The organism is Chryseobacterium indologenes, from assembly GCF_002025665.1.
Lineage (GTDB): Bacteria > Bacteroidota > Bacteroidia > Flavobacteriales > Weeksellaceae > Chryseobacterium > Chryseobacterium metallicongregator.
This window is the reverse complement of sequence record NZ_CP018786.1, coordinates 1,616,483-1,636,213: the sequence shown is the minus strand read 5'-3', so window position 1 is coordinate 1,636,213 and position 19,731 is coordinate 1,616,483. Positions and strand designations below refer to the sequence as shown.

Below are 19,731 nucleotides of genomic sequence, written 5' to 3'. Positions count from 1 at the left end.
GAGCGCATATTATTCGTTTTATTTACTCTTCAACGCAACCACTTCATCCGCATTGGCAAAAGCCCCACCATCAGTAATGGCTGAAGAATGGAAGTATCCAGCATGGGTAACAGCTCTTATCCCTTCGATATTGGATGAGCGAAGTCCACCTCCAACAAGGATTTCTATTCTTCCATCGGAAAGTTCAACCAGTTTCTTAAGATTTTCTTTTCCTTCAGATACATTCGGTTTCTGGCCGGAAGTAAGGATGGTTGTAAAACCACATTCGATTACTTTTTCCAGAGAATATTCCAGACTTGCAGCACGATCAAAAGCACGGTGAAAAGTGCATGGAAGCGGTTTTGCCAATTCGACTAAAGCTTTATTCTGTTCCATATTAATCTCATCATTTTCATCCAGAATACCGAATACAAAACCATCTGCATGTAAAGATTTTAATTGCACCAAATCATTTTTCATCTGCTCAAATTCCGAATCTGAATAAGTGAATTCTCCACCTCTTGGACGGATCATCACAAAAATCGGGATCGTAATTTTTTCACGAAGCTTCTTCATGGTTTCGAAATCCGGAGTGGTTCCGCCTTCACTGAGTCCATCACATAATTCTATTCTGTCTGCCCCATTTTCAAAAGCAATGATTGCTGATTCAGGATTAAAACAAGCTATTTCTATTTTTGACATTATATTATCTATTAAATTTTATTTTGGTTCATCCTGCAGTACATCTGCAATCAAAAAAGAACCGTTTTCTTTTATTACTTTTATCACAGAAGGATATTGAGCTTTAAAGCCATCATCTCTCAATACTACATTGAAAATATATTCATTCTTTGAAGACGACTTTAAATCGCAACTTTCCACTTCAATATTGTTCCAATCCTGGGCGGAGATAAGAAATCCTATGCCGACCCCAGCTTTATTGGTATCAAACTTAGACTTCCATTTATCCTGAAATTCCTTATCAGTAAGGCTTCCATCAACATCCAGATCAACATTTGTTGCATCAGTTTTATAATCAAAATAATCTTTTGTTGTCATCTTCTGCATATTCTTTTCTTCATTTCCGATATCAGCTTTAAAGTAGTTAACAATGCTTGTTTTCAGCCATTTTTGGGCTTCATCAGCTTCATTGGGCTCATTATGCAAAACTACTTTTTCTTGTATCTGCTGTGTTTTAATCTCCTTCTTTTCTTCCTTGCAGGCGATAATCAGAAATAAGGAAGCGATAATTGTTCTTGTCATATTTTATGTTTTGGCTAAGGCCAATAGGTATCATTGATTTGTTTAAAAAGGATTTTATCTCTGATAAAATTCATCTATAACTCTGGGCTATTTATTGCTTCTATTATACTATTATTTTAAAGCAAATTCCGGTGTTTCAAGGCGGTTTCCTTTCTGATCATAAACAGCAAAGTTGAATCCATCCTGAATACAGTAAGAACCATACTCTCCCTGCTTATTGATGGCAATAAAGCCCACCTGAATATCTTTCAGATTTTTGTTTCTTCGCTGAGCAATTTTCACGATTCTTTCTACCGCTTCCTTACAGGCTTCCTGTGGATTTCTGCCCTGTCTCATCAACTCAACCACAAGATGTGTTCCTACCGTTCTGATCACCTCTTCACCATGACCTGTTGCGGTAGCAGCTCCTACTTCATTATCTACAAATAAACCTGCTCCGATAATTGGTGAATCTCCTACTCTTCCATGCATTTTAAAAGCCATTCCACTGGTTGTACAGGCACCGGAAAGATTCCCTTGAGCGTCTAAAGCGATCATTCCTATTGTATCATGGTTTTCAATGTTGGCAATAGGTTTATATTGACTGGTTTTTAACCATTCTTTCCATTCTTTTTCTGATTCAGGAGTGAGAAGGTTCTCTTTTTTAAAACCTTGTGAAAGGGCAAACTGTAATGCTCCATCTCCTACCAACATAACGTGAGGTGTTTTTTCCATTACCGCTCTGGCAACAGAAATAGGATTTTTAATATGTTCCAGACAGGCTACAGAACCAATATTATAATTTTCATCCATAATGCAGGCATCCAGCGTTACTCTTCCATCTCTATCCGGACGGCCTCCGTATCCTACACTCCTTTCCTTTGGATCTAATTCTACAAGACGTACTCCTTTTTCTACTGCATCCAAAGCTTTTCCACCTTTTCCAAGGATTGTCCATGCTTCTTCATTGGCTTTGAATCCGAAATTCCAGGTGGAGAGTACGATAGGTTTATTGATGATTTTTTTATTTTCAGGCAGATTTTGGGCCATCACATCTAAAGGATTAATGGTAAGTGCTGCTGTGGCAATTCCCAATTTTTTAATAAAACTTCTTCGGTTATTGTTCATTGTAAGTAAGAATTATTTAATACAAAGCAAATATCTTAAAAAAATTCGTTGAAAGTCTTATGGCTTTTTCACTATTTTTTCTTTGCTATTTTTTATTATTTTTATAATGGTTATTTTAATTAGTATTTATGTTTAAAACGTTTAGAAGAATGGATTGCTTTAAGGAATTATCAGATGAAGAAATCCAGGTCCTTGCAAGCATCAGTACTCCCAAACTTCTTCGAAAAAAAGAAAAACTGTTAGAGCCTGGTCAGCCATTTAACCATTTATTTATACTGACCAGCGGTCTTCTGAGATTTTACTTTGACGATGAAAACGGAGTTGAAATCAATACTTTTCTGCCATCAGAAAAAGAGGTTGCCTTTATGGAAAGCCCTGAATCTTATTCCCCAGAAGGCGCAAAAAAGTATACCATACAGGCTGTCATTGATTCACAAATTTTTCTTTTTAATAAAGAGAAATTTGAACAGATTGCATTTCAGCATAAAGGAATTTACAACTTATATTTAAAATCTTTAAAACAGATTATCAGTATTCTATCTGCACGCACAGAGCAGTTTTGCAGGAGTTCGCCGCTTTCCCGCTATGAAGATTTCCTGAACAGTCATCCGTTTGTCTGTCAAAATGCAAACAGAAAGTATATTGCTAATTTTCTGGGTATTACCCCAAATTCTCTTTCCCGTATTACTGCCCGTGACGTTAAAAAAAAGAATCAAAGAAAAAAATAACTTAAGAATATTTTTAATTGTTTCGTTCAGTATAATTTTGTCCGGTCAAAAAATAGTTCCTCATCAATAAAAAAAACCAAATGAAAAAAAATATAATCATCTTCAAAGCATTACATCTTATAGAATAGTCTTTACATCTTAACAGAGTAGTATGTGATTGTCCGGGTTTTCATCCTGGTCTTCATCTGTATTTTCTTAAGTCAACATTTTATTACCATTTTATACCAATTTATGCAAAGAATAACCACCATTCTCTGCCTGTTATTAGCATGCAATTTTGTGCAGGCCTCTACAGGCAATGTTGAAGACAAAATAGCCGATGGAGCATCCTGGCTAATCTTACTTGTATTGCCTATTGCAGGGATTTATCTCTTCTGGAAAGTTCATATTTACCCGGAAAAAGTAGCTGAGAAGAAAAATCATCCCCAGCTGAACGCTATCAAAAGTATGTGCCTTCTTTCTCTGGTGTTTGGTGGTCTTTTATGGCCAGTTGCCTTAATCTGGGCCAACTATGATTATGGAAACCAGACTCCTTCTGAAAAAGAAGCAGATAACAAAGATTTACCTGAAGAAGAATTCAAACCCATCGAAAATTAAAAAAAAATGCTGGAATTACTAGTTGCAATATATGCCGGAATATGCTGGCTGCTTATTAAAAAATTAAAACTGATCCCGTGGACATTCACTACACAGGTAATCGTATATTCATTGCCTATCTTCGGATCTATCGCTTTGATACTAAGTTTAAATTATTATTGCCCTATTACCTCTGATGTAAAGGTGGGAAACAGAAGTGTGGATATTACTACACAGGTTTTGGGAAAGGTGAAAAAAGTATATGTGAGTACCAACCAGGAAGTAAAAAAGGGAGATACTTTATTTATGCTTGACAGAGAGCCTTATTTACAGGAAATTAAATCCCTGGAAGCTAAGCTTAGCAGCATGAAAGCCACTGTGCATTCCTATGATGCAGATATTTCGGCTTCCCGAAAAAATATTTCTGCATTACAGTCGCAGCTTGATCTTGCCAACAAAAGAGTAGCGCAATATCAGGAGCTTGTACAGGCAGGAGCAGCCAACAAATTCGATCTTGAACAGGCAATAACCAACGTACGTGATCTACAATCCAGAATCAGTGCTGCACAATCACAACAACAGTCTTTGGAAACAAAGTCCAATGCTTCTTATGGTGGCGAAAATTCATCAGTATCTGAGATTCAGGCTAAACTGGAGCAGGCAAAATGGAATCTTTCCCAGACTATTGTTTTGGCACCTACAGACGGTGTGATTCCTAATGTTCAGCTGAATGAAGGAGCTATTATGGCCCCATTCAAATCTGCATTTGTTCTGATTCAGAAACAGCAGTCGGTCATTGGATTTTTTGCTCAGAACGAGCTTGAATCAGTAAAAAATGGAAATGAAGTAGAGCTTGCTCTTAAAACAGAACCGGGAAAAGTAGTAAAGGCTAAACTTGAATATGTAATTGATGCTACAAGCCAGGGAATCATGAATAATGCAGGAGGAATGCTGGGTGGAAATGGTTCTACTGCGGGACTACCTGATACAGCCAGACAATTACCAGAGACTGATGGAAAACTTATTGCCAAGTTTGTCCTGGAAGATAACCAGAAACAACTTACAGTGGGAGCAAGAGGAACAGCTGTGATCTATTCTGATCATATTAAACCTCTTCATCTTATCAGAAAAGTAATGGTGCGTATCAACAGTAAAATCAACTTCCTGATTCCTAAACTTCATTAACATGTATAAAAAGTTAGTTTTATTGAGCGTACTCACTGTAAGTTTAAGCTCATGCATCGGTTATAAAGAAGCTACAAAGGAAAATATAAATGAGCTGAAAGAAAAAAGTGAAATTGCTTCTCATATACAAATTCCTGATGACTGGATTTTTGACAGAAAAGCAAATTCAAAATCAATTTCCTATGACTGGATCAATGATCTTAAAACCTCACAGCTGGAAGCCTTGATTAATGAAGGAATGTCATATAATGCGGATCTGATTATTGCCAGAGAAAAGCTTAACCAGATTGAGCTGGCGATGGAGATAGCAGGAAGCGACCTTTATCCAACTGTAAGTGCTGTTGCCAATACTTCCAATAATTTGGTCAGCGGCAGTCAGGTTCAGCGTCTTGCACTAAAAGCCAATTGGGAAATTGATCTTTGGGGTAAAAATAAATCTTCACAGATGGCAAGTACCAGCAGCTATTTTTCTGCAAAACATCAGAATACACTACTGCATCAATCCATTGCAGGGATGATTGCCAAAGCTTATTTTCTGAATATTGCAGGAAACATTCAGGAAGATAAGGTTGAAGGCTATATTCAGAAGTCTAAAGATCTTGAAAAGCTCTATATCATTCAAAAGAAAGTAGGAACGGCCAATGCTCTGGATATTTCCAATATCTCTGCAGAAATTATTTCCCTGCAAGGCTATCTTGAGAAGATTAAAAATGCCAATACACAGTCCAGAAGATCTCTGGAACTTCTCACTGGAAAATATCCGGCGGGAAAACTGACGACCCAAAACTCTTTTAACCCTGTAAAAAGTAATATTCCAGAGTCTTTCCCTCTTGAACTTCTGGAGAACAGATCAGACATACAGGCCAGTCATTTTCAGATTGAAAAGGCTTTTTATGAAGTACAGGAGGCTAAAGCAGCAAGACTTCCTTCACTAAATATAAGCTCATCACTTGGGAGTGCAGGAAGTAATGTGGAATCTATTAATTCTTTATTTTCTAATCCTTTGGTAAAAGTGGGTGGAGGATTAGTTTCTCCTCTATTCAATGGTGGAAAGCTTAAAAAGAATGTGGAAGTAAAAAATTCCCAGCAGAAACAGGTTGTTGAGGAATATTCTAAAGCTGTTCTGAATGCATTGAACGAAGTGGAATCTTCTTTAGCCAATCTCCGTTCTATTGAAAAGCAGATGACTTATACAACTAACGCGGTCAATGAGCTGAAAAATAATATTACACTCACTGAGAAACAAATAAAGGTAGGTACTAACAACAGTTTTGTACTGATCCGTAAACAAAGAGACCTTTTGAAAAATGAAATGAACCTCATCAATCTGGAACTTCAGTACAGAATAGAGCGCATAAACCTTTATATGGCTTTAGGTGCGGAGAACTTCATTTATTCATAATTTTATACTTGGAGAGACTGCAGATTTTTTCTGCAGTCTTTTTTTATAAGGTATTAATGAGGTAGCTTATCTCTGAAATATCCATATACCCATGTTCCAGCAATTGCACTTAACAAGGTAACGGATACTGCTAAAGCTCCTGTTCCAATCTGAGCAAAAAGAGGTCCGGGGCAGGCTCCGGTAATGGCCCAGCCAAAACCAAATATCAATCCGCCATAGATCTGACCTTTGTTAAACTTTTTAGGTGTCAGGGTGATAGATTCCCCATCAATTGTTTTTATTTTAAATTTTTTAATCAGCCACACTGAAATCATTCCTACCAAAACAGCACTTCCAATGATTCCGTACATATGGAAAGACTGCAGACGGAACATTTCCTGTATTCTGAACCAACTGATCACTTCTGCTTTCACAAAAATAATCCCGAAAATAATTCCAGCGGCAAGGTATTTCAGATTAAGATACCATGGATGGGTAGCGGTACTTTCGTATACACAAGTAGTATCCTGATGACATATATCCTGTTCTTTTTCTTTGATCATGATGTAATTCTCTTTTTTAAATTATACTTATAGAGAAAGAATAATAGGTAAAATAAGATTAACCATTAAAAATCCACCCACCATAAAACATACTGTTGCCACCAAAGAAGGCCACTGCAGATTGGAAAGCCCCATGATTGCATGTCCGCTGGTGCATCCTCCGGCGTATCTTGTTCCAAACCCTACCAAAAATCCACCTATTACCATAATGATAAATCCTTTGAGAGTCAATAGGCTTTCAAAATTCATCAGCTGTAAAGGAACCAGATTGCTGTAGTCTGTAATTCCATAGCCTGCCAGTTCTGTTTTCAGATAGGGATTCACTGTTATTTCATTGGAGTTCACCAGAAGATGGGCTGTAATCATTCCTCCGAAGAAGATTCCCAGTACAAAAAATAGATTCCAGGCTTCTTTTTTCCAGTTGTATTTGAAAAAATTTACATTGGCAGGAATACAGGCTGCACAGATATGTCTCAGCGAAGAACTTATTCCAAAGGATTTATTTCCCATAATCAATAAAGCAGGAACGGTAAGTCCGATCAATGGGCCTGCAACATACCACGGCCAGGGCTCTTTTATAATCTCCAACATCTTTTTTATTTTTTAATCTAATTTATTTAAATTTTAGTCTGACACACAAAATCACTTTTAGGAACACTTGTGGAAATAATGGCTTTAAAGCCACCTTCAATTTCTGAAAAGTTTCTGTATCCTCTTGCCTGAAGGATGCTTGCTGCCATTGTACTTCTGTAACCGCTACCACAATGCATGTAGAAATGTTCTATTGGTTCTATCTTATGAATCCATTCATTGATGTATGCCAGAGGTTTACTGTAAGCTTCATGAATATGTTCTGCATTGTATTCGATTTCTTTTCTTATATCAATGATTTTTGCTTCTTTTTCTTTGATTTCGGATTCAAACTGCTCAGCAGAAATACGGTTGACAACATCGATTTCTTTTCCGCTCTTTTTCCAGGTTTCGAAACCTCCATCCAAAAATCCTAAGATGTGATCAAATCCTACTCTACTCAATCGGGTTACAGCCTCTTCTTCTGTTCCTTTTTCGGTTACCAGAAGAATAGGTTGGTTGACATCTGCAATTAAAGCCCCTACCCAAGGAGCAAAATCACCATTCAATCCTATATTGACAGACTGTGGGATAAAACCTATGGCAAAATCATGGTTGTTTCTTACATCTAAAATCAAAGCTCCTGAAACTTCAGCAATTTCTTCAAACTGCTCAGAGGCAAGAGCATTCAACCCTTTTGAAAGAACCTCATCGAAACTGCTATATCCTTTTTTATTCATCATCACATTCATTCCGAAATAAGCTGGCGGAGGTAAAAGCCCATCTGTTACTTCTTGTATAAAACTCTGTTTATCCTTTTGATTCAAGGCATAATTGGTTCTTTTTTGATTTCCCAATGTATCTATTGTTTCTTTCTGCATATTTTTACCGCAGGCTGAACCGGCTCCATGAGCTGGATAAACCGTAATATCATCTTGTAAAGGCAGAATTTTATGATACAAACTATCATATAAAAGGCCTGCCAGTTCTTCCTGAGTCATATTTGCTCCTTTCTGTGCCAGATCAGGACGCCCTACATCTCCAAGGAATAAGGTGTCACCGCTAAAAAGAGCTTTTTCAATGCCATTTTCATCAATCAACACATAACATGAACTTTCAAGGGTATGTCCTGGTGTATGAAGAACTTTAATTTTAATATCTCCTAGTTCAAATATATGTTCATCTTCTGCAATAACAGCATCAAACTGGGGATTGGCTGTCGGTCCATAAACAATTGGAGCTCCGGTTTTATGGCTTAAATCCAGATGTCCGCTGACAAAATCTGCATGAAAATGAGTTTCAAAGATGTACTTCAATTCTACTCTATCTTCTTTCAGTCTATTGATATAAGGCTGTGTTTCTCTTAAAGGATCAATAATTGCGGCTTCTCCCGCTGAGGTAATATAGTAAGCGCCCTGTGCAAGACATCCTGTATAAATCTGTTCTATTTTCATTGTATTTTATTTTGATTTATTATCTGATACAAATTTCCATCTTTCCTTTTTCCTGTACAGCTACTTTTGTTACATAAGAAAATTAAAGGAAGATTTCTTTCGTGATGATATAAATACCCATTACCAGAATAAACCATCCGAATGCAGGTTTCAGTCTCTTACCGTCTATCTTTTTTGATAATTGAGAGCCAATAATAATCCCGACAACAGCAATGGCCGTGATAGAAACCAGCAGTTTCCAATCTATTGCTACATGGTTTACAGAGGAGATAAAACCGATCAGAGAATTGATAGAAATGATAACTAATGAAGTTCCTATTGCAGTTTTCATTGGAACTTTTAAAAGATTCACTAATGCCGGGATAATCATAAAACCACCTCCTGCTCCTACCAATCCCGTTAAAACACCTACTATTGAACCTTGCCCTGCTGACAGAAAAGCACTATTCTTATTCGTAATGCTTTCTAAAGATTCTTTTGAGGAATTACTTTTGATCATTTTATAGGATGCCAGAATCATTAAGCCTGCAAAAATCAATAATAAAAAAATATTTTTGGTAACCGTAAAGTTCTGTATTATTATGACTTTTTCAGGAATTAAAGGAAGAAGATATATTCTGGTCAGAAAGATGGAAACTACCGAAGGAAGTCCGAATACCAAAGCCATTTTAAAATTGATCAATCCTTTTTTAAAATACGATACAGAGCCTACAAGACTACTGATTCCCACTACAAAGAGAGAATATTCTGTTGCAAGAAAAGTATCAATCCCAAAGAGATAAACAAGTACGGGAACAGTGAGAATACTTCCTCCACCTCCTATTAAACCAAGAGAAACTCCTATTAAAACTGCAGCTGCATATCCTATGATTTCCATTATTATTCAACTAATTCTGATGCAAAAATGGGAATGTAAAAAGAAGTCTACAGTTACTTTTGTTACATAAGGAGATTTTTTAACACAAATGAAAACAAATAGTTTCACAAAGGATACAAAGAAGTTAGAGTAATTCCTCTTCTTTGAGATTGCTTCACCTTTGGTTCGCAATGATTTTTACCACCCCGTCAAAAATTTAAAAAATTTTTGCCACCCCTCCGTAGGAAAGGAATATGAGTATCTTTGATTGAAGTGAAGTGAATGTTATGAGTTCAGGGTTTTCAGGAGAACGATTTTATTTCTTCCCAGCTGGAGTTTTCCGTCTTCTTCAAGCTGTTTCAGGAGTCTTGATACCACTACCCTTGCAGTTCCCAATTCATTAGCAAGTTGTTCATGGGTCGTGTGAATGGTTTCAGAGCCGGTGAGTTCAGATTTTTTCTGCAATAGGTTGAGAAGTCTTTCGTCTACTTTTTTGAAAGCAATGGCATTGATAATATCTAATAGTTCTTCAAATCTTTTATGATACAATCTGAAAATATAATCCAGCCATTCCGGATGTTCTTTAATGAATAAAGACACCTTATCTACCGGAAGAAAAAGAATTTCAGCATCTTCTTCAATTTCAGCTTTTACAATGCTTTTTTCATTGTGCATTCCGCCCAGAAAAGACATGATACAGCTTTCTCCAGCCTTGATATAGTATAGTAAAATTTCACGCCCGTCTTCTTCTGTTCTGATTACTTTCAGCATTCCTTTCATCACGATAGGAATAGAACGGATGGAAGCATTTTCATCTAGAATAATATCTCCTTGATGGTAACTTTTCGTTACACCATATTGATACAACTTTTCTACCAATTCTGGTGATGATGAGAATTCTGAAGAAAGTATGGTGTCGTCCTGCATTTTTTATTCTAATTTACGCCAATTTCATCGACAAACAACCATGCTTTAGAATCTGCTCCGGGATTTCCTGCCGGAATAATGCCAGCATTTTCAATAGTTACTTTCAGGTATTTCGCATTCTGCGCCCCTACATTCAGTTTGATTTTTCCAGTAGTATTTTTAATTTCTGCAGTTCCGATTTCTTTGATCAGTTTAAAATTACTGTTATCATCAGAAACATAGATCTTTGCAGATTTAGCCAGATGTATCCAGCTTCCTTTATTCTCAAGAGTATTGAAATACACTTCTGAAAAAGTTGTTTTCTGTCCCAAATCTATTGTTGCCACTACATCTTTTCCCTGAAAGCCCAGCCATGTTTTACCCAGCTGTTTTACATTTCCGATAATACCGTCTACTAAGGTGAAAGCTCCTCCAAAAGAATAGTTTTCGCTAGGTTGCTGTTCTAAAGTTATCTTTTTCCCAGTAGTCTTTGAAATGGTAAATGGTTGTACAGACACGGCACTTTTCAGCTGACCCTCTTCAAAATAAGCTGATTTAATAGTTAAAGAATTAGGAATCTGAACTGCATTCTGATACGTTTTAGAATTGATGGAAGGATTTGTTCCGTCCAGTGTATATCTTATTCCGTTTGTGTTTTGCGAGGTTGACAATTCGTAGGCAATTCCCGTATTGGAAGGAATTACCTTTCCGGTGATATTATAAATGCTTTTGGCATAGTTAACCTTCATACCATCCAGAACTTTAAACTGATTGATCACTCTGTTTTCAAATTCTTTATAGTTCTTAGGATCTGAAGTTCCCCATCCTACTTCAGAAAGCGCCATTAATCTTGGAAAAATCATGTACTGTACCTGTTTGAAATCTAAAATATACTCTGTCCACAAGTTAGCCTGAACTCCCATAATGTATTTAGCCTGTTCAGCATTCAGTTCGGACGGAATAGGATTATAAGAATATACTTTTTCTAAAGGAGTAAAACCACCAAAAGCATTAGGTTCAGATTGCGGATCTCCCTGATAGTGATCGAAATAGCAATAGGCTCCTGGTGTCATTACGGCAAAGTGTTTTGATTTTGCAGCTTCAATGCCTCCGTTCACCCCTGTCCAGCTCATTACTGCTGCATTCGGAGCTAACCCGCCTTCTAAAATTTCATCCCAGCCAATAATTTTTCGTCCTTTGCTGTTGACATATTTTTCAATTCGATGAATAAAGTAGCTTTGCAAACCATGTTCATCTTTTAAATTATTTTTCTTAATCAATTCCTGGCAGTGTGCACATTCTTTCCATCGTGTTTTCGGGCACTCATCACCCCCAATGTGAATGTATTGGGAAGGGAATAATTTGATTACCTCATCCAAAACGTTTTCCAGAAAAGTAAATGTTTCATCTTTCGGACAGAAAACATCATCAAAAACACCCCATTTCGTAGCAGATTCAAAAGGACCTTTGGTACATGCCAGTTCAGGATATGCTGATAAAGCTGCCAATGCATGCCCAGGCATTTCAATTTCAGGGACCACAGTAATGTGTCTGTCCTGAGCGTATTTTACCACTTCTTTTATTTGTTCCTGGGTATAAAAATAAGGTCCGTAAGGTTTTCCGTCAAATGTATTATCAACATAAGCCCCGATCATGGATTCTTTACGTTTTGAGCCGATCTGAGTAAGCTTAGGATATTTTTTAATTTCAATTCTCCATCCCTGATCATCGGTTAAATGCCAGTGAAAAGTGTTCAGTTTATACATCGCCAGATAATCGATATACTGTTTCACCTCATCAACAGTGAAAAAATGACGGCATACATCTAAATGCATTCCTCTCCATGCAAATTTCGGCTGATCTTCGATTTTCATAGCAGGAATTTTCTTTCCCTCTTTATACTGTTCAATAATCTGAACCAAAGTTTGAAGAGCCAGAAAATACCCTTGTTTCGTATAGGACTTAATATGAATTTGCTTTGGAGAAATTTCTATTGAATAATATTCTTTTTTCTGCTGAGTCTCTGGTTCCGAAGGTGAAGGAATTACAGAGTTTGTTAAATGAATCTCACCACCTTTCTGAGCATATTGAAAGTCTAACTGAGAACCAATCCTTTTTTTGAAATATTCTGTTTCCTCTTTTGGCAGGTTACCGTTTAGAACGAACGTTTTGGGGATTACAAATTCTCCCTGTAAAAGTTGAACTTTTTGAGGATAAGGGATTAGGTTTAATTTATTTTGGGCAAAAATCACGTTTGAAATCAATACAAAAAGTACTAAAAAAGTCCGTATCATTGGATGTGGTTAAGGTTTGAGCTAAGATAATTATTTTTCAAAACTCTTTGAACCTTTTTTAAAAAACAAAATGTAAACATTTTAAATCGTTTATATTCTTGTGAAATAAATAATTTACAATTATTAAACCATATCTATAGAAATTATTCTATTATATCCTGTACATTATGGTTTGTTTTTTGATCCACTTAATCGACTTAAAAAAAATTAAAAGGTTTAAATTTGTAAAAAAATAGGATGAAAAAAAACATTTTTCTGGCAGCAGCATTATTATTCTCAATGTCAACACAGGCACAAATTTTTGATATCATAAAATCTGCCGTTAAAGATAAAACAGGAGTAGACCTTAATGTTCCGGTAAAAAATACGGGTACTGCAACTTCTCCTAAGACTACCACTACGGGATCCGGTTCTAACAATTCATCTGCCGGCCTTGGAAACCTTACTTCTACCCAGATTTCCTCAGGATTAAAAGAGGCTTTAAGTATGGGAGTAACAGATGGAGTAAAAAAACTGGCCGTAACGGATGGTTTTTTCAAAAATGAAGCTGTAAAGATTTTAATGCCTGAAAAATTAAGAAAAATCGACACTACTTTACGTTCTATTGGAATGGGAAGTCTTGCTGATGAAGGAGTAAAATTACTGAACAGAGCTGCTGAAGATGCCGTAACTGAAGCTGCACCTATTTTTACAAATGCCATTACTTCCATGACGATTACGGATGCCAAAAATATTTTATTAGGCAGTAATAATGCTGCAACAAGCTACCTTCAGGGAAAGACTCAGACTCAGCTTTTCAATGCTTTTCAGCCTAAAGTAAAAGCTTCTTTAGGAAAAGTTGGCGCTGATACGCTTTGGAAAAATCTCATTTCAAAATATAATACATTTACCGGACAGGCTGTCACTACAGATCTTAACGAATATGTTACTACAGAAACCATTAATGGTGTTTTCAAAATGGTAGCAGATAAAGAAAGCGGGATCAGAAATACGCCTGCAATGAGAACAACGAGTATTTTGCAAAAGGTTTTTGGGGCTCAGGATGGGAAATAAATAAGAAGTTAGATATTAGAGGTTAGAAGTTAGTTTGACATGCTAACCGTTAAGATATTTAAGCTGTTTCATGATGAAACAGCTTTTTTTTGTTTTTAATTTCTTTTGTCTTGAAACAAAAGAAACAAAAATTCAAGACTGGGAGCTCTTCGCTAAAAATAAATCCTGTTCTCTAAAAATTCTAAACTTGCGCGAAATCATTATTTATTAATCAGTTCTGAATTGGTCTCGCGCTTCGGACAGAAGAATTTTCTTAACGTTCACAGGAATTATTTTTTTAACGCTACGATCTCCTATGTCGCTTTTAGGCTAGCAATAGAAATATTGATCAAATTTTAAATGATAGTTTCCTATATTGTAAAAAGTTTCGGCCTCACAAAGTGAGGCCGAAACTTTTTATTTATCATCAGATTAGAATTGCATTTCAGGAATTTCTCCTTCAATGATCAGATCTGCTTCTGTAGCTTTGATAATATCTTCTACTGAAACTCCCGGTGCTCTTTCCACCAGTTTAAACCCTGCCGGAGTTACATCCAGAACAGCTAATTCAGTAACCACTTTTTTAACACAGTTTACTCCTGTTAAAGGAAGTGTACATTTTTTAAGGATTTTACTTTCTCCTGCTTTGTTTACATGCATCATTGCAACGATAATATTTTCTGCAGAAGCTACAAGATCCATTGCTCCTCCCATTCCTTTCACCATTTTTCCAGGAATTTTCCAGTTGGCAATATCTCCGTTTTCTGAAACTTCCATTGCTCCAAGGATGGTAAGGTCTACTTTCTGACCACGAATCATCCCGAAACTAAAGGCTGAATCAAAGAATGAACCTCCTTCCAGAATAGTAATGGTCTGTTTTCCGGCATTGATGATATCCGCATCTTCTTCTCCTTCGAAAGGGAAAGGTCCCATCCCCAAAACTCCATTTTCACTCTGGAATTCTACGGAAATACCTTCCGGAACATAGTTGGCAACCAAAGTAGGAATCCCAATTCCCAGGTTTACATAATAACGATCTTTCAGTTCTTTTGAAATTCTTTTGGCAATTTGTTCTTTTGTAAGCATAATAAAAACTTAGACTGCAATTTAATTATTTTCACTTGAATACAAAAGAGCTTTGTTGTATTCAATAATTAACACTGTTAGTTAAAATAATATCTGTAATTTTGTTCCATTATTTTTTAATAGAATGAAAATACTTTTTAGATATCTTAAACCTTATCAGTGGCTGATAATCATCTCTTTATTTTTGGCTACGATCAACCAGGTTTTCTCTTTATTTGCCCCGGCCATCACAGGAAATATCCTTGATCAATTGGTTACTCATCCTAACTTTTTTGATAAAGAAAAGCTATTACCCAGAAACCTGAATGAATATTTATACGGAAGCTCTATATATCACGGTGCTTTTTACTTCTTGGGACTGCTTATCGGAACAGCAATGGTGAGCAGAATTGCCAAAGCTTTTCAGGATTATGTAGTCAGTGTGATTACTCAAAAGTTTGGAGCGAAAATATTTACAGACGGTTTAAAACACTCCATGGCACTTCCCTATCAGGAGTTTGAAGATCAGAGAAGTGGTGAAACCCTGTCGATTTTAACGAAGGTAAGAGAAGATACAGTCAAATTCATCACGAACTTCATCAATATTTTCTTCGGAATTCTGGTGAGTATTATTTTCGTTTCTGTGTATGCTATCCGTTTGCACTGGTCTATTATGCCGGTTTACATCTGTGGAATTTTCTTTATTGCGATTGTCACCAATTTGTTGAGTAAGAGAATCAAAGTGATCCAGAAAAATATCGTCACTGAAACCACCGCTTTAGCCGGAAGTACTACTGAAAGTCTTAGAAACATTGAGATTGTTAAAAGTTTAGGATTAACCAATCAGGAAGTGATCCGTTTAAATAACAATACGTATAAGATTCTTGGGCTTGAGCTGAGAAAGGTGAAAAGCATCCGTTCTTTGAGCTTTATTCAGGGAACAATGGTCAATTTTCTTCAGCAGTTAATTACCCTGACTCTTTTATTTTTAATTTTTAAAAACATTGTGACTCCGGGTCAATATCTGTCTCTAATGTTTTATGGTTTCTTTATTTTCGGGCCTATGCAGGAAATTGGAAACATTATTATTTCTTATCGTGAGGCAGAAGCGTCTCTTCAGAATTTTGACCGTTTGATGAAAAAAGACGTAGAAGAAAAACCTCTTCATCCGAAACAAATCGGAGCTATTGAGGAACTGGAATTTAAACATGTTTCTTTCAAGCATCAGTCTGCACAGTACAAAGCTTTAAATAACATTTCTTTTGATCTTAAAAACGGTGAGACTATTGCCTTTGTAGGGCCGAGTGGTTCCGGAAAAAGTACGTTGGTAAAACTATTGGTTGGATTGTACAGACCTCAGGAAGGGAATATTTTTTACAATGGCATTAATGGAAAAGAATTTGATTTTGATGAACTAAGAAATCAGATTGGCTTTGTAACACAAGATACCCAGTTATTTGCCGGAACCATTAAGGAAAACCTTCTTTTCGTTAATCCTTCTGCTACTGAGGAAGAACTTGCCGTTGCTTTACAGAAATCAAGCTGCACAGCATTACTGGAAAGAGCTGAAAAAGGAATTGAAACCGTGATTGGTGAAGGCGGCCTGAAACTGAGTGGCGGTGAAAAACAAAGGATTGCTATTGCCAGAGCCCTTTTAAGAAAACCTCATTTGCTGATTTTTGATGAAGCTACTTCTGCACTGGACAGCATTACTGAAGAAGAAATTACCACTACCATCAAGGACATTTCAAAAGAAAGAGAACAGATTACCGTTCTTATTGCACACCGTTTAAGTACGATTATGCATGCAGACAAAATTTATGTTCTTGAACGTGGTCAGGTAGTAGAAACAGGTTCCCACGCGAATCTCATTGACGAAAAAGGACTTTACTACGCCATGTGGAGACAACAGATCGGAGAAAGAAAAACACTTACTCCTCAAGCATAAAAAAAGCGCTGAATGGATGTTCAGCGCTTTTTATTTTTATTTTTTGAACTTATTCTTTAGTTCTTACGGTTCTCTGCTCAATTCTTTTTTCAAATTTTTCTCCCTGGAAAATTCTCTGAATCATGATTCCCGGAATATGAATTTCATTGGGATCTAATTGTCCTGGTTCTACCAATTCTTCCACTTCAGCAATGGTAATTTTTGCCGCACCCGCCATCGGATGGTTGAAATTTCTTGCTGATCCTTTAAAGATAAGGTTTCCTGCATGATCCCCTTTCCATGCTTTTACGATAGAAAAGTCTGCATCGTAAGCGTGCTCCAGAATATGAGGTTTTCCTTTGAAATCTTTTACTTCTTTCCCTTCTGCTACTTCAGTTCCATACCCTGCAGGGGTATAAAATGCCGGAATTCCCGCCTGAGCAGCTCTGCATTTTTCTGCTAAAGTTCCCTGAGGAGTTAGTTCTACATCCAATTCACCTGAAAGCATCTGTCTTTCAAATTCAGCATTTTCTCCTACATAAGAAGAGATCATTTTCTTAATCTGTCTTTTGTGAAGCAGTAATCCTAATCCGAAATCATCTACTCCTGCATTGTTTGAAATGCAAGTAAGATCTTTCACATCGCTTTCTACCAAAGCATTGATTGAGTTTTCAGGGATTCCGCAAAGTCCGAATCCGCCAAGCATCAATGTCATTCCATCATTAATTCCTTCAATGGCCTCCTTTGCATTTTTTACTCTTTTATCTATCATGAAATATTAGATTTTTCTGTTGGCTAAATTTAATAAATTTTCTTGTATATCCTATGAGTGGAAGCAGTACTGAATTCAATGCCTTTAAAAAAAAACACCCTAAAACATTTAAAAATATCATAATCAAACCATTACATTAAAAACCGAACAGATCTGTTCATTTTCATCTTTTTTCTCGTCAATTTCATCTATATTTGCGCTCTCAAAGCCGGAAATACTGTATTAGTTCCGGTTGTCATCTAAACACAACTTTATGTAGAAATTATTTCAATGCCGGACAAATACTGCCCTTTTCGTTTCATTTGATCACTACTGAGATCTGTTTCAACAACCTTCATCACATTAATCATATATAAATATCAAAGCTTACAAAAAAACATGAAAAAATTATTTACCTCAGCATTACTTGCACTGGTACTCAGCATCAATGTATACGCACAGGAAAAAACTTATTTCGATGAAAACTGGGAAAAAACTACTCAGGACAACATGGAATATTACCGTGAAACGACTCCAAAAGGAAAACTTACCCTTATCAAAGATTTCTATAAGGACGGAAAACTTCAAATGGAAGGACTCGCTTCAGATCCAACTCCTAATAGCGAAGTGTATGACGGAAAAGTAACCTGGTATACTCCTGAAGGAAAGGTGTTGAGTTTTGCCACTTATTCTAACGGCCAGCAGGTTGGACCAGCTCAGACTAATGATACAAAAGGTAGACTGACAGAAGATTTGGTATATAAAGCAGATGGAAACTTCTCAGGAAAGATGTTCACCTACAAAGATGCTGAAGATGGAATGGATTTTAACATTCTGGTTGATTACGAAAACTCAACGCCTGTAAAAACAACCGTTTATGATGATGACATCAAAGGGATCAGACATGAAACCATCATTGACAAGGATAGCAACACTGAAACAAAATATTACGGTGAAAAAGGAAAATATCTTGGCAGCAGTACTACTTCCGGTTCGGGTGAAAATATGATGGTCGATTATTATTCCAGTCCAATGAGGATTTCTAAGATAGAAAAATACAGAAAGGACGGCAGTGTAAAGGAAGGCTTTATCTACAGCAAAACCGGAAAGATCTTACAGGAACAGAAAATGAACAAAAAAGATGGCTATAAAACAACTTATGACGAGTCGGGTAAAAAATTAGGGCATCTGGTATATCAATATGATAAAGAAAACGATATTTACAATCCAATGGATGGAGATGACTATCAGCTGTCCTATGAATACACACAGGTTTCATCCATCGATAGCTATGAAAAAGGCTCAATTGTAAATAGCAAATACTTTGATGAAGACAAAAAATTATCGTCTGAGAAGTTTTTAAAAGATGATGTCATACAGGAAATCAAATATTATTCTCCGGATGGAAAGCTGAAATCTACATTAACGTACCAGGATGGTATTCCATATAATGGGACTACTTATGAAGGTTTTAATGAAACCCTCTATAAAGATGGTATTATTGTAAATATAAAAAACTATTATGAAGGGCTTAATAAACTGAATTATGAAAAAAAGCTGAATGCTAAGCAAACAGGTTATGAAGCAATTGTTTATGACACTAAAGGAACTGTTTTGTATACTTTTACACAACCTTTCAGTGAAGATGGTGAAGATTATTATTTCACAGCACAAATCACACAGTATGCAAAAGGCAAACCTGCCAATAAATCTTCTGTAAAAGCCGGTGTGATTCAATCCGGAAAAATCAGGCTGAAAACATTTGATGGAGCCAAAGAACTTGAACGCAGCGGGAAATGGATTCTGTTAAAGCTTTATAATATGGATGGAAAGCTTATTCAGGAAACAAAGACTCTTGCTGATACTCAGGATGAAAATGCTTCTGCTGAAAACCAGACGTTACTTAATGAGGATGATCTGTATTATCCATTTGACTAATTACCATGTCTCTATATCAAAGGCGGTTTCAATTTTTTTGGAGTCGCTTTTTTTAAACCACAGATAATACAATTTTCACCGATGATTAGGGATGATTTGGCGATTATTTACATCAATAAAAGAGGCTATCATTGCTGACAGCCTCTCCCTTATAAT

Annotated in this window: 18 protein-coding genes; 7 read left to right on the top strand and 11 right to left on the bottom strand. The window is 36.4% G+C overall.

Going from position 1 to position 19,731, the window contains the following annotated elements:
* Positions 1 to 18: 18 nt before the first annotated feature.
* The 3 genes from BUE84_RS07330 to BUE84_RS07320 all read right to left on the bottom strand — a co-directional run bounded on the left by BUE84_RS07330 (position 19) and on the right by BUE84_RS07320 (position 2,349).
* The gene (locus BUE84_RS07330; RefSeq protein ID WP_079241066.1) at positions 19 to 681 is read right to left on the bottom strand and encodes a copper homeostasis protein CutC; all 663 of its coding nucleotides are present in this window, start codon (positions 679 to 681) and stop codon (positions 19 to 21) included.
* 18 nt (positions 682 to 699) lie between these two features.
* Positions 700 to 1,242, bottom strand: coding sequence for a hypothetical protein (locus BUE84_RS07325; RefSeq protein WP_079241065.1), 543 nt, complete (start codon positions 1,240 to 1,242; stop codon positions 700 to 702).
* 111 nt (positions 1,243 to 1,353) lie between these two features.
* On the bottom strand, positions 1,354 to 2,349 hold the full coding sequence (locus tag BUE84_RS07320; protein ID WP_079241064.1) for an isoaspartyl peptidase/L-asparaginase family protein: 996 nt from the start codon (positions 2,347 to 2,349) through the stop codon (positions 1,354 to 1,356).
* Positions 2,350 to 2,477: 128 nt separating this feature from the next.
* Between BUE84_RS07320 and BUE84_RS07315 the strand changes: the two genes are divergently transcribed.
* The 4 genes from BUE84_RS07315 to BUE84_RS07300 all read left to right on the top strand — a co-directional run bounded on the left by BUE84_RS07315 (position 2,478) and on the right by BUE84_RS07300 (position 6,240).
* On the top strand, positions 2,478 to 3,077 hold the full coding sequence (locus BUE84_RS07315; RefSeq protein ID WP_079241063.1) for a Crp/Fnr family transcriptional regulator: 600 nt from the start codon (positions 2,478 to 2,480) through the stop codon (positions 3,075 to 3,077).
* 231 nt (positions 3,078 to 3,308) lie between these two features.
* Positions 3,309 to 3,674 (top strand): DUF3302 domain-containing protein, encoded by a 366-nt coding sequence (locus tag BUE84_RS07310; protein ID WP_079241062.1) that lies wholly within the window; start codon positions 3,309 to 3,311, stop codon positions 3,672 to 3,674.
* A 6-nt stretch (positions 3,675 to 3,680) separates the two neighbouring features.
* A complete protein-coding gene (locus BUE84_RS07305) occupies positions 3,681 to 4,838 on the top strand; it encodes an HlyD family secretion protein (protein WP_079241061.1) in 1,158 nt (385 codons plus the stop codon).
* 1 nt (position 4,839) lies between these two features.
* On the top strand, positions 4,840 to 6,240 hold the full coding sequence (locus BUE84_RS07300; RefSeq protein WP_079241060.1) for a TolC family protein: 1,401 nt from the start codon (positions 4,840 to 4,842) through the stop codon (positions 6,238 to 6,240).
* 53 nt (positions 6,241 to 6,293) lie between these two features.
* Here the strand turns inward: BUE84_RS07300 and BUE84_RS07295 are convergent, their stop codons facing one another.
* The 6 genes from BUE84_RS07295 to BUE84_RS07270 all read right to left on the bottom strand — a co-directional run bounded on the left by BUE84_RS07295 (position 6,294) and on the right by BUE84_RS07270 (position 12,862).
* Entirely contained in the window at positions 6,294 to 6,782 is a 489-nt protein-coding gene (locus tag BUE84_RS07295; protein WP_079241059.1) for a DUF6691 family protein, read from the bottom strand.
* Between the two features lie 27 nt (positions 6,783 to 6,809).
* Positions 6,810 to 7,373 carry a YeeE/YedE family protein gene (locus BUE84_RS07290; RefSeq protein WP_079241058.1) on the bottom strand — a complete coding sequence of 188 codons (564 nt, stop codon included), beginning with the start codon at positions 7,371 to 7,373 and terminating at the stop codon, positions 6,810 to 6,812.
* A 26-nt stretch (positions 7,374 to 7,399) separates the two neighbouring features.
* Complete coding sequence (locus BUE84_RS07285; RefSeq protein ID WP_079241057.1) at positions 7,400 to 8,806, bottom strand: MBL fold metallo-hydrolase; 1,407 nt, start codon at positions 8,804 to 8,806, stop codon at positions 7,400 to 7,402.
* Between the two features lie 82 nt (positions 8,807 to 8,888).
* Positions 8,889 to 9,683 (bottom strand): sulfite exporter TauE/SafE family protein, encoded by a 795-nt coding sequence (locus tag BUE84_RS07280; protein WP_079241056.1) that lies wholly within the window; start codon positions 9,681 to 9,683, stop codon positions 8,889 to 8,891.
* Positions 9,684 to 9,947: 264 nt separating this feature from the next.
* On the bottom strand, positions 9,948 to 10,589 hold the full coding sequence (locus tag BUE84_RS07275) for a Crp/Fnr family transcriptional regulator (protein ID WP_079241055.1): 642 nt from the start codon (positions 10,587 to 10,589) through the stop codon (positions 9,948 to 9,950).
* Between the two features lie 8 nt (positions 10,590 to 10,597).
* Entirely contained in the window at positions 10,598 to 12,862 is a 2,265-nt protein-coding gene (locus BUE84_RS07270; protein WP_079241054.1) for a family 20 glycosylhydrolase, read from the bottom strand.
* Between the two features lie 237 nt (positions 12,863 to 13,099).
* On the opposite strand from BUE84_RS07270, the gene BUE84_RS07265 reads away from it, so the two are divergent.
* The gene (locus BUE84_RS07265) at positions 13,100 to 13,915 is read left to right on the top strand and encodes a DUF4197 domain-containing protein (RefSeq protein ID WP_079241053.1); all 816 of its coding nucleotides are present in this window, start codon (positions 13,100 to 13,102) and stop codon (positions 13,913 to 13,915) included.
* 411 nt (positions 13,916 to 14,326) lie between these two features.
* On the opposite strand, the gene BUE84_RS07260 is transcribed toward BUE84_RS07265, so the two are convergent.
* Positions 14,327 to 14,980, bottom strand: a complete 654-nt coding sequence (locus tag BUE84_RS07260) for a CoA transferase subunit B (protein WP_002980639.1) — start codon at positions 14,978 to 14,980, stop codon at positions 14,327 to 14,329.
* A gap of 124 nt (positions 14,981 to 15,104) precedes the next feature.
* On the opposite strand from BUE84_RS07260, the gene BUE84_RS07255 reads away from it, so the two are divergent.
* Complete coding sequence (locus tag BUE84_RS07255) at positions 15,105 to 16,907, top strand: ABC transporter ATP-binding protein (RefSeq protein ID WP_079241052.1); 1,803 nt, start codon at positions 15,105 to 15,107, stop codon at positions 16,905 to 16,907.
* A 49-nt stretch (positions 16,908 to 16,956) separates the two neighbouring features.
* Here the strand turns inward: BUE84_RS07255 and BUE84_RS07250 are convergent, their stop codons facing one another.
* The gene (locus tag BUE84_RS07250) at positions 16,957 to 17,658 is read right to left on the bottom strand and encodes a CoA transferase subunit A (protein ID WP_034695351.1); all 702 of its coding nucleotides are present in this window, start codon (positions 17,656 to 17,658) and stop codon (positions 16,957 to 16,959) included.
* 378 nt (positions 17,659 to 18,036) lie between these two features.
* On the opposite strand from BUE84_RS07250, the gene BUE84_RS07245 reads away from it, so the two are divergent.
* A complete protein-coding gene (locus BUE84_RS07245; protein WP_079241051.1) occupies positions 18,037 to 19,575 on the top strand; it encodes a hypothetical protein in 1,539 nt (512 codons plus the stop codon).
* The last annotated feature ends 156 nt before the right edge of the window (positions 19,576 to 19,731 follow it).

Excerpts from the sequence above, each read along its gene's own strand:
- BUE84_RS07250 (WP_034695351.1), bottom strand. The coding sequence starts at position 17,658 with ATGATAGATAAAAGAGTAAAAAATGCAAAGGAGGCCATTGAAGGAATT.
- BUE84_RS07255 (WP_079241052.1), top strand. The coding sequence starts at position 15,105 with ATGAAAATACTTTTTAGATATCTTAAACCTTATCAGTGGCTGATAATC.
- BUE84_RS07270 (WP_079241054.1), bottom strand. The coding sequence starts at position 12,862 with ATGATACGGACTTTTTTAGTACTTTTTGTATTGATTTCAAACGTGATT.
- BUE84_RS07265 (WP_079241053.1), top strand. The coding sequence starts at position 13,100 with ATGAAAAAAAACATTTTTCTGGCAGCAGCATTATTATTCTCAATGTCA.
- BUE84_RS07315 (WP_079241063.1), top strand. The coding sequence starts at position 2,478 with ATGTTTAAAACGTTTAGAAGAATGGATTGCTTTAAGGAATTATCAGAT.
- BUE84_RS07295 (WP_079241059.1), bottom strand. The coding sequence starts at position 6,782 with ATGATCAAAGAAAAAGAACAGGATATATGTCATCAGGATACTACTTGT.
- BUE84_RS07285 (WP_079241057.1), bottom strand. The coding sequence starts at position 8,806 with ATGAAAATAGAACAGATTTATACAGGATGTCTTGCACAGGGCGCTTAC.
- BUE84_RS07330 (WP_079241066.1), bottom strand. The coding sequence starts at position 681 with ATGTCAAAAATAGAAATAGCTTGTTTTAATCCTGAATCAGCAATCATT.
- BUE84_RS07280 (WP_079241056.1), bottom strand. The coding sequence starts at position 9,683 with ATGGAAATCATAGGATATGCAGCTGCAGTTTTAATAGGAGTTTCTCTT.
- BUE84_RS07320 (WP_079241064.1), bottom strand. The coding sequence starts at position 2,349 with ATGAACAATAACCGAAGAAGTTTTATTAAAAAATTGGGAATTGCCACA.
- BUE84_RS07305 (WP_079241061.1), top strand. The coding sequence starts at position 3,681 with ATGCTGGAATTACTAGTTGCAATATATGCCGGAATATGCTGGCTGCTT.
- BUE84_RS07310 (WP_079241062.1), top strand. The coding sequence starts at position 3,309 with ATGCAAAGAATAACCACCATTCTCTGCCTGTTATTAGCATGCAATTTT.
- BUE84_RS07275 (WP_079241055.1), bottom strand. The coding sequence starts at position 10,589 with ATGCAGGACGACACCATACTTTCTTCAGAATTCTCATCATCACCAGAA.
- BUE84_RS07325 (WP_079241065.1), bottom strand. The coding sequence starts at position 1,242 with ATGACAAGAACAATTATCGCTTCCTTATTTCTGATTATCGCCTGCAAG.
- BUE84_RS07290 (WP_079241058.1), bottom strand. The coding sequence starts at position 7,373 with ATGTTGGAGATTATAAAAGAGCCCTGGCCGTGGTATGTTGCAGGCCCA.
- BUE84_RS07300 (WP_079241060.1), top strand. The coding sequence starts at position 4,840 with ATGTATAAAAAGTTAGTTTTATTGAGCGTACTCACTGTAAGTTTAAGC.
- BUE84_RS07260 (WP_002980639.1), bottom strand. The coding sequence starts at position 14,980 with ATGCTTACAAAAGAACAAATTGCCAAAAGAATTTCAAAAGAACTGAAA.
- BUE84_RS07245 (WP_079241051.1), top strand. The coding sequence starts at position 18,037 with ATGAAAAAATTATTTACCTCAGCATTACTTGCACTGGTACTCAGCATC.